The sequence below is a fragment of the Mesorhizobium sp. M4A.F.Ca.ET.020.02.1.1 genome, assembly GCF_004022645.1.
Lineage (GTDB): Bacteria > Pseudomonadota > Alphaproteobacteria > Rhizobiales > Rhizobiaceae > Mesorhizobium.
In genome coordinates this window covers 1-6007 of record NZ_RZOI01000368.1, presented here as the reverse complement: position 1 = coordinate 6007, position 6007 = coordinate 1, and the positions used below count along the sequence as shown (strand labels likewise).

At 64.2% G+C, this 6007-nt stretch carries 9 protein-coding genes; 5 read left to right on the top strand and 4 right to left on the bottom strand.

What is annotated here, in order from left to right; genetic code table 11:
• Positions 1–886 (bottom strand): BTAD domain-containing putative transcriptional regulator (locus EN742_RS21325; RefSeq protein ID WP_281034981.1); only part of this gene is annotated, 886 nt, incomplete at its 3' end.
• Positions 887–1110: 224 nt separating this feature from the next.
• On the opposite strand from EN742_RS21325, the gene EN742_RS21320 reads away from it, so the two are divergent.
• Complete coding sequence (locus EN742_RS21320) at positions 1111–1347, top strand: hypothetical protein (protein ID WP_126058646.1); 237 nt, start codon at positions 1111–1113, stop codon at positions 1345–1347.
• Between the two features lie 42 nt (positions 1348–1389).
• Here the strand turns inward: EN742_RS21320 and EN742_RS21315 are convergent, their stop codons facing one another.
• The 3 genes from EN742_RS21315 to EN742_RS21305 all read right to left on the bottom strand — a co-directional run bounded on the left by EN742_RS21315 (position 1390) and on the right by EN742_RS21305 (position 3989).
• The gene (locus EN742_RS21315) at positions 1390–1770 is read right to left on the bottom strand and encodes a YciI family protein (RefSeq protein WP_126058647.1); all 381 of its coding nucleotides are present in this window, start codon (positions 1768–1770) and stop codon (positions 1390–1392) included.
• Positions 1771–1866: 96 nt separating this feature from the next.
• Complete coding sequence (locus tag EN742_RS21310; RefSeq protein ID WP_126058648.1) at positions 1867–3276, bottom strand: ATP-binding protein; 1410 nt, start codon at positions 3274–3276, stop codon at positions 1867–1869.
• Entirely contained in the window at positions 3273–3989 is a 717-nt protein-coding gene (locus EN742_RS21305; RefSeq protein ID WP_126058649.1) for a response regulator transcription factor, read from the bottom strand. The genes EN742_RS21310 and EN742_RS21305 overlap by 4 nt, the downstream gene beginning before the upstream one ends.
• A 239-nt stretch (positions 3990–4228) precedes the next feature.
• Here EN742_RS21305 and EN742_RS21300 point away from each other — a divergent pair, with 239 nt between their 5' ends.
• From EN742_RS21300 to clpS, 4 genes are all read left to right on the top strand, one after another.
• The gene (locus tag EN742_RS21300) at positions 4229–4531 is read left to right on the top strand and encodes a hypothetical protein (RefSeq protein WP_126058650.1); all 303 of its coding nucleotides are present in this window, start codon (positions 4229–4231) and stop codon (positions 4529–4531) included.
• 40 nt (positions 4532–4571) lie between these two features.
• Positions 4572–4814, top strand: coding sequence for a hypothetical protein (locus EN742_RS21295; RefSeq protein ID WP_126058651.1), 243 nt, complete (start codon positions 4572–4574; stop codon positions 4812–4814).
• Positions 4815–4992: 178 nt separating this feature from the next.
• On the top strand, positions 4993–5307 hold the full coding sequence (locus EN742_RS21290; RefSeq protein WP_126058652.1) for a hypothetical protein: 315 nt from the start codon (positions 4993–4995) through the stop codon (positions 5305–5307).
• Between the two features lie 115 nt (positions 5308–5422).
• On the top strand, positions 5423–5728 hold the full coding sequence (clpS, locus tag EN742_RS21285) for an ATP-dependent Clp protease adapter ClpS (RefSeq protein WP_126058653.1): 306 nt from the start codon (positions 5423–5425) through the stop codon (positions 5726–5728).
• Positions 5729–6007: the final 279 nt, after the last annotated feature.

Genomic DNA, 6007 nt, shown 5'->3' with positions numbered 1-6007 from the left:
CGAACAGCCAGCTCACATGCGATAGCGCGGTCGTGATCTCCTCAACCACGCCGTCGGTGAAATAATCCTGCTCGGCGTCGCCGCTCATGTTCTGGAACGGGAGGACCGCGATCGACGGCTTTTCCGGCATGGAAACGGTAGGGCGCAGCGGCTCCGCCTTCGCTTCCGGGCGGGTAGGCAGGCCGCCTTCGGCTATGGGTTCCTTCAGATGCTCCGGCGGCGCTTCGATGCGTTCGACCAGCGCCCGCGTTGCCTCTTCGGGCTCGACGCTGAGCTCGCGCTTCAACGCTTCCTTGCAGGCCAGGAACTGGCGGAAGGCGTCATTGGTCCTGCCACGGCGGCGGAAGATGCGGATCAGGGCGCGGTGGGCCTGCTCGGCGCATGGGTCGAGACTCACCAGCCTTTCGGCAAGGCTTTCACAGGCCTGTTCCTGGCGCGAACCCAGTTCCGGCAAGAGGCTCAGCCGCTCGGCCAGGTCCAGCGCCTTGCGGGTGTAGTTCGCCCGAAACGGCGCAAGCCATTCGTCGATCTCATGCGGCAATGACACCCCGTCGAGCAGGTCGCCCCGGTAGAAGTCGGCCGCAGTCGCGAGACTTTCACCGTCATCGGCCTGGATCTTCTGGTCAAAAATCCAGATGTCGGCTTCATCGGCATTCGCCGCCAGCCAGATGGTGTCGGCATTGCCTTCCAGGCGAATGGCCTCGTCGCCGGTGGACGGAAACAGCCGCCTGATGTCGACCAGGGCCTGGCGCAGGCTATTTCGCGCCTGCTGCTCGCCGCTGCCGGCCCACAGCATCGCCGCCACCCTCTCGCGGCGAAGGCCTTTGGGGCCAGCCAAAACGAGCGCGGCAAACAGCAGCGACGTCTTGCGCGTCGCGAAATGCAAAGGTTGCCCTCCTGCAGAAGCAACCTCGATGTCGCCAAGCAATCGGATGTGCACCCCGACCCCCGAGAAACAGCCTCGGATAGAATATCACGTCCCGCCGTCGACTTAACGACGATTTAGCGCTTCCATCCGTGGTTTTTCCTGCGGTTTCACGCCTGCATGAACATTAGCAAAGCGCGCCGGCGGGACATTGCCCTCGTGAGTTCGAACGAGGGAGAATTACAATGACCTACATCAGCCTCAGGACCATCCAGCCGACCTCCCGTTTTGCCGGCAAGCTCGCTGCCCGTGTCGCGACTGTCTTCGCCGGGCTTCGGCGCCGGTATCAGGATTCGATGCAACGCAGGGCTTTGGCCGGTCTCTCGATGTCTGAACTGAAGGACTTCGGCTATCCGGCCGATGAAGCTCCCGCTGATGTCGTGGCCCGCGGCCGCATCGCCGGGTGCAGTCCGCTGCGGTGACCCTTGCCCAGGCGCACTTCTGGATTGCCTTGCAGGCTCTTCTCATCCCGCGCTGCCGGGAAGCGGCGCGCCAGGCAGATAAAGCATGACCGGCCGGATCTCGTAGACAGCGGTGGGATTGACGCGCTTGAGGTCGCGCGCCGTGGCAATCGCCTCGTCCTGGCTGGTGCAATCGAGCACGTAAAGCCCCAGCAATTGTTCCTTTGTCTCGGCAAAGGGACCGTCGATCACCATGCCGTCACCCGGACCGCGCAGCGTGACGGCGTCGGCGGTCGCGCCCAGCCTTGCCGCTGGGCCAAGCTTGCCCTCGCGCGTCAGCCTGTCGTTGATCTCGAGCAGGTTGTCCATCAGCGCCGCATCCTCTTCGGGCGTCCAGGACTGGACGGTTTGTTCGACGTGGTAGGCCAGGATGGCGTAGAACATGGGTGTGGTTTTCCTCATGCTGGAGCGGGCCGCACTATCACAAGGATGGCGTGAGTGATCCAGTCCCGCCGCCGATCTGGCCGCCCACTTCCTGACTCAACCTGCCAGCGGCAGTCGCAACTGTGTCAGCAGGCCGCCTTCGGGATTGTTGGAGAGGCTGATTTCGCCACCGGCGGCGCGCGCGATGTTGCGGGCAATGGTCAGGCCAAGGCCAAGGCCGCCGGTCTGGCGGTTGCGCGACTGCTCGATGCGGACAAATGAGCCGAACACCGCGTCGAGCTGGGCCTGCGGGATGCCTGGCCCTTCGTCGCGGATGGCGAGCGTGACCGTGTGCTCTGACCGCTCCAGGCTGAGATGCGCCTTCTTGCCATAGATCACGGCGTTCTGGACCAGGTTGGTGACGCAGCGTTTCAGCGCCACCGGCCGGGCGACACAGATCAGGCCCCGTGGCCGATTGCCGTCATTGTCGAACGAAACCTCCTCGAAACCGTCGGCGATCGATTCCACCAGTGACCAGAAATCGATGCGTTCGGCCTTTTCCTCGGTCACTTCGAACTTGGCGAAGTCGATGACCGAGCTTGCTATGCTCTCGATGTCGGCAAGGTCGTGGGCGAGCGCTTCGCGCGCCGGCGATTTGCGCAGCAGTTCGAGGCGCAGCCGCATCCTGGTCAACGGCGTGCGCAGATCGTGAGCGAGGGCCGCCGCAAGATGCTCGCGGTCCTCGACATAGTCGCGCAGCCTGCCCTGCATGGCGTTGACCGCCTTGGCGGCGGCGCGGATCTCGCGACTGCCGGTTTCGGAGATCGGTGGGCTCTTCAGGTCGTTTCCGATACGGTTCACCGCCGTTTCCATCATCCGGTAGGGCGCGGTCAGCCGGCGCAGCGACCAGATCGACATCGCGACCACCAGCCCGGCAATCAGCGAATAGAGTGGCAGGCTGTCGAAGCTGAGGATCGGCCCGACCGGGGTGTTCGGTTCGGTGAAGTTCAGCCACTGGCCGTCGGCGAAGCGCAGCGACGCCGTCAGCTTGTCGCTCTGGGCAAAGTCCGCCGCCAGCACCAGAAGGTCGCGCTCGACCTGGCCGACGTCCTTGTTGGGAACCGTGCCGCCGGGGGCGTCGGCCTCGCGCGACGCTGGATCGCGCCGGACGCGCGCGTCGGTGATGCCGAATTTCGACAGGCGGCCAACGAGGATGTCCTCCAGCTCGGCGAGCTCGTCGTCGCCGGCGATCGAGGAGGTGACTGCGGGCGTATCCGAAACAGTGAGCGCATAGGTGGCGTTGAACAGGCCCGACGCGGTCGCCTTGCGTTCCTCGGGCGTGGCATCATGCATCAGCTGCACCAGCGAGAAGGCGCGGTCGTTCAGCCGGTAGAGATCGACCACGTCATTGGCGGCGGCGCGGTCGCGCGAGACGATGTAGAGCGTCGCGACCTGGCTGATCAGCAGGCCGGCAATGACGATGAGCAGCACCCAGACAGGCAATGTCTGCGGCAGGAAGCGTCTCATTCGGTGGTCGTCTCGGGCAAGAACTGATAGCCGCCGCTGCGCACGGTAAGGATCAGTTTCGGCGTCTTCGGATCGTCCTCCATCTTGCGCCGCAGCCGGCTGACCAGGATGTCGACGCTGCGGTCGAAACTGTAGCCGGTGTCGCCGCCCGACAGCTCGATCAGTTGGTCGCGGGTCAGCACGCGCTGCGCGCTCTTGACGAAGGTCTGCAGGAGGTTGAATTCGGCCATGGTCAGCTCGACCCTGACGTCGCCGGGCGCCGTCAGCCGTCGGCGCGAGCAGTCCATCGTCCAGCCGGCGAAATGAAAGATCTGCTTGGCGGCCGGCCGGCGCGGCTCGGCGGCGCCGTTGCGCCTTAGCACCGCGCGGATGCGGGCGAGCAGCTCGCGCGGATCGAACGGCTTCGGCACATAGTCGTCGGCGCCCATCTCAAGCCCGACGACCCGGTCGGTCGTCTCGGTGACGGCCGTCAGCATGATGATCGGCGTCGTGTAGTTGGCGCGGAGCTCGCGGCAGAGCTCGAGCCCGCTTTTTCCAGGCAGCATCACGTCGAGGACAATGAGGTCGACCTGCGCGCGGCGAAGGATCGCCTCCATCTCAGTGCCGTCGGCGGCGACCGTGGTATGCAGGCCGCGCTTCTGGAAGAACTCCTGAAGCAGGTCGCGTATGCCCTTGTCGTCGTCGACGATCAGTATGTGTGCGTCGGATTTCACGGGATCCCTGTCATTCTGGTGGCCTGGCGGTCATTTCCGATATCACCCACACGATAGAATTCCGGCCATATCTTGGCCAGTGGCGACGATGCTTCGCGAGGCTGGATTCACCAGAAACAATCCAGAAACAAAATTCTACAGTCCGGAAAAACTCCTGAAAAATTTCAAGGGCATAACCGATGTCGTGGCGGTCAGATCACCGGCTGCGACGCTAGTCTCGGGAGTAACGGACAAGACCGATGCAGAGGTTCACGATCAGCTTGATGGGTGCGTTGCTTAGCATTTCGCTCGTCACGGCAGCGGTCGCGGCCTCCAATGCAAAGGTGACGCCGATCACCCGGGCCGAGCGGTGCAGCGATCTAAGCCGTCAAGTTGACGAAGCCCTCGAAACCCATGCCGCGGCAACGCAGGTCACCGCGGCGAAGGCACTTCAGAGAAAGGGAAACCGGTTCTGCGCCAACAAGAAGCAGGCGCAGGGAATCCGGATGCTCGCGAACGCTTTGAAGCTGCTTGGAGTGACACCGATCGACCCGGTTCAGTGACGCTCGAATTCCGACCCGCATGAAAAAAGGAAGTGAAGCCATGAAAAAGTCCCTCCTCTCCGCCCTCGGCCTCGGTGTTGCTCTGGCCTTCTCGATGCCGGCTCTCGGCAATGCCGCCGCGACCACGACCGCTGCTCCGGCTGCTACGACGACCGCTCCGGCGACCGCCGCGCCGGCCAAGGCCGCTCCGACGAAGGTTGCCGCCAAGAAGGTCTGCAAGGTGACCAAGACGCACAAGTGCCCGGTCAAGAAGGCCAACAAGGCTCCGGCGAAGAAGTCCTGATCCGCAAGCCTGCTCTTGCATCAAGGCCGCTCCAGCCGATATCCGGCTGGAGCGGCCTTGGCTCGACTGGCGCCGCCGAGCCGGCATCAGGATCGCACCCGGTCCGGCGCGCTGAAACTGGTCCCACAAACGGCGATCCTTAACCTGGTCGCAATGCCGACCCCGTAGGACAATCCGCATGAAGAAGCGGCTTTCGTCCATTATGCGTTCAATTGCGCTTGGCGGCCTGGTCGTTACCGGCCTGGCAAGGATGCTGATCCTGTTCACCGCGAGCCCGGTGCCGGACCCGGCCAGCGGGCGGACCGAGCCTTCGTTGTTCGCGCCCGAGATTTCCACCAACTGGGACTACATCACGCCGATGCAGACCTGGCTGCTGATCGTGCTGACGGCCACGACCCTGATTGCGTTCGCAGCCTGGGCGGTCGCCGCGTTCATGGAACGCCGGGCGGACGGCCCGTCCGCCGGCCGCATCGCCGGCCGCCACGGCCGTTGAACGGCGCACGATAGCTCCCACATAGATTCGTGAATGGCCGCGCCGTCGCCGGAAATGGACGGTCGCGCGCTCGCATGACAAAGTAAGAGCCTTGCTCGCAGTTGCCGGGTTTCCGATGCCAGAAACCGTCACCAAGCCACGCACCAGAACGAAGCCGCAGACCGAGCGGCCGAAACTCTACAAGGTCATCCTGATCAACGACGACTTCACGCCGCGCGAATTCGTGGTGACGGTGCTGAAGGCCGAGTTCAGGCTGAGCGAGGACCAGGCGCAACAGGTGATGATCACCGCGCACCGGCGCGGCGTCTGCGTCGTCGCCGTCTTCACCAAGGATGTCGCAGAAACCAAGGCGACGCGAGCGACGGACGCCGGCAAGGCGAAGGGCTATCCGCTGCTGTTTACGACGGAGCCGGAGGAGTAGGGCCTCTCCCTCGCCCCGTTTACGGGGAGAGGGAAAGCGAGGCCGGCTTGCCGGCTGAGCAGGGTGAGGGGTAGGGCAAGCGCCGAGTTCTGATCGCAAGCATCGGCGCTGCCCCTCATCCGCCTTCGGGCACCTTCTCCCCGTGAAACGGGGAGAAGGAAAAGGCTACCGCCCTTCGCGGTACCACATCGAGCCCATCGCCAGGAGCAGCAGGCCAAGACCTAGGAAACCGCCGAACAACGGCACGCGGGAAACCGCCTTAAGCACGCTGTCGTCGGT

Coding starts and splice junctions, on each gene's coding strand:
- EN742_RS21320 (WP_126058646.1), top strand. CDS start 1,111: ATGACCTACATCAGCCTCAGGACCATCCAGCCGACCTCCCGTTTTGCC.
- EN742_RS21315 (WP_126058647.1), bottom strand. CDS start 1,770: ATGTTCTACGCCATCCTGGCCTACCACGTCGAACAAACCGTCCAGTCC.
- EN742_RS21310 (WP_126058648.1), bottom strand. CDS start 3,276: ATGAGACGCTTCCTGCCGCAGACATTGCCTGTCTGGGTGCTGCTCATC.
- EN742_RS21300 (WP_126058650.1), top strand. CDS start 4,229: ATGCAGAGGTTCACGATCAGCTTGATGGGTGCGTTGCTTAGCATTTCG.
- EN742_RS21295 (WP_126058651.1), top strand. CDS start 4,572: ATGAAAAAGTCCCTCCTCTCCGCCCTCGGCCTCGGTGTTGCTCTGGCC.
- EN742_RS21290 (WP_126058652.1), top strand. CDS start 4,993: ATGAAGAAGCGGCTTTCGTCCATTATGCGTTCAATTGCGCTTGGCGGC.
- clpS (WP_126058653.1), top strand. CDS start 5,423: ATGCCAGAAACCGTCACCAAGCCACGCACCAGAACGAAGCCGCAGACC.